This window comes from Porphyromonas sp. (genome assembly GCF_030529325.1).
GTDB lineage: Bacteria > Bacteroidota > Bacteroidia > Bacteroidales > Porphyromonadaceae > Porphyromonas_A.
Genome location: NZ_JAUMXC010000090.1, coordinates 1 through 2,368, shown reverse-complemented (window position 1 = coordinate 2,368; position 2,368 = coordinate 1). Strand labels below are relative to the sequence as shown.

The 2,368-nt window shown below is 45.7% G+C and carries 1 protein-coding gene and 1 pseudogene; both read right to left on the bottom strand.

The features are described 5' to 3' along the window. Positions 1-62: 62 nt before the first annotated feature. A pseudogene (locus Q4A14_RS08910) lies at positions 63-1,000 on the bottom strand (IS3 family transposase); the annotation flags it as partial. Positions 1,001-1,159: 159 nt separating this feature from the next. Next, positions 1,160-2,368, bottom strand: a 1,209-nt coding sequence (locus tag Q4A14_RS08905; protein WP_303171518.1) for a transglutaminase domain-containing protein, incomplete at its 5' end; no start/stop codon positions are given.

Sequence of the window (2,368 nt, the reverse complement as noted above, 5' to 3'; positions counted from 1 at the left end):
CACCAGGCTTGAAAGACCTATTTTTCTATCTTGAAAACTTTATCGGACAGAAATGGTTTTTTATAGAAGTCAAATGCTTGTTTGAGGGCCGAGATACAACCCTCCACTTCAAGTGTCGGGTGCAGACAGTGCCCCACGATACAACGGCTGTATGCGTCTGTAAGGAGGGATAAACAGGCGAAACCGCCACGATAGGAGATGTAAGTGATGTCAGCCACAAGGAGATCTCCCGGCTTCTTGGACTCATATTTCGATTCGGTATTGAGCAGATCTTCGTATTTGTGGAAGTGATGGTCGGAGTTGGTTGTATGGGGGCGATAACGTCGCTTACGAAGTATTAACTCATTGGCTCTCATCAGGGCACAGAAGCGATCTCTGCCGATGAGGAACTTTTCCCCGAAGTATTCTTTGCACAGCAGGAACAACTCCCTGAAGCCGGCTTTGGGAAGGTGTTCTCTCCTTCGCAAATGCCTGAAGTAGAGGATGATGCTTGTCTCCAAGATCTCTGATTCGTAGGGACTTGGAGTCCTGAGGTTGCGTTTATAGTAAGCCTGACGGCTGAAGCCGGGCAGTTCGCAGAGAAGAGTGACAGGATGATGAGGCCGATTGTCCTCTGACAAACGCTGAACTACTTGGCTTCGGAGTTTTTTCTTATCTCGATGCCGTGGGTTTCTTCTGCCAATTCAACGAGCAACTTGTAGGCTTTGTGTCCCGGCTCCTCGTGTTTGAGTTTTGCTCTGAGCTGACGGATCTCCTTGCGAAGACGTGCTAATTCCTTTTGTTCGCTCATGCTGAGCGCATTATCATCTGTCGGAGTTTTCATGACTTCTGTTTTAAGCTTGTCTGATAACCCGAATTTACGAAGCCAAAAGTAAATACTCCCCCGATTCAAGCCATATTTCTTCTCGATGGCATACTTGCTGAGGTCCGAGCCGAGATATTCTTCGAGAATGTGAAGGCGCTCCGGAATACTGAAATGTTTGGTTAGTGGGTTCTTGATTTTTTCTCCTCCGCTACTGTCAACTTTTTTCAGTACACCACAGTTTTTTGACTCTTTGTCGATAGAGAAAGAGGCAGCCTCATAAATATCGAGTTATGAGGCTGCCTCTCTTTTTTCCTTCTCATGTTGATGACACCAACATGTTTCTTTTTGTAAGATTTACCTCTGTATCTTTTTGAGGCTTGGATGGCAACCATCGAAGGCTCTGTTGCCAACTTCTTTGATTGATTTTGAAAGATACACTGTGCGTAGGTTAGGGCAATTTTCCACCGCAAAATTGTCTATGATTTCAGTCCCTTCTGCAAAGTGCAATACCTCTACTCCAAGGTGTCCGTATATTACATTTTTACCAACTTGTTTGATTGGTTTGAGGTATATGTGCTTGAGTTTGGCAGGGATCAGGATCGGAGTGTCAGGGCTGTTTTTTCTGTCATAGATTGCACCCTTGTAACTTTCGAGATGAGGATTCTTAGGGTCGACTGCGATCTTTTCAAGATTTTTTCCTGAGATCAGGAGTTGACGGTGGTCTGATGGCCCTAAAAGTTTGATATTGCTACCGAGATAGATTTCCCTCACCGACTTTGATATTGTGTTCGGGTTGAAGTTGCTGATGCGGAAGCCTCCCACACTGTAAGGGACAGTCAGCTTGCTATCAGAGTAAGAGTCGCGTACCGCGCTTATGGTGAGTTCTCTATTTTGATAGGTGTAAACCATCTTATCATCTTCCCATAGTGCGAAGTCTATGTGTTCGGGAAGGAGGTAATTGAACTTCTTTTTGTCATTGGCATCATAGAAGATTCCGTTGGTAGCATCCGAGACGTACCACTTGCCGTCCAAGAGTACGTAGTTCCACGCATGTCCGCCGGGGTTGCCGAGGGTATTGAACCTCGCCAATCCGTTTACGACAGGAGCATTGATCCCCTGGGTATAGCAGAAGACTTTCAGCAGATTGGAGTAGCCTTGGCAGATCGCATTTTTGTACTTGAATGTGGTGTAAGCGCTGTTGTAGTCCGGAATAGAAGGATCGACAACATGTCCGTATTTGACATGCTTTCGAATCCAACGAAATAGGACGTCATGCTTTTCCTTTTGATTTTTTGCACTACTTGAAGCTATAAGTTGGTCGGTAAACGCTTTTATCTCTGCCAACTGTTCTTTTGATATATGAGTTCCACCGAGGGGTAGGACTTGATCAAATTTTTTGCTTGTGAGGATTGCGTAAAGACGCTCGGCGGGATATCCGGTTAGTTCGCGAGCATTGTCCGGTTGAGGAAAGAGAAGTCCCGGAATATCCTCCTCTTTGTGGTCTTCCTCAGGCTTTTGATCATCCTTAGGCTTATCCCCGTCTTCGGGCTTTTGATCATCCTT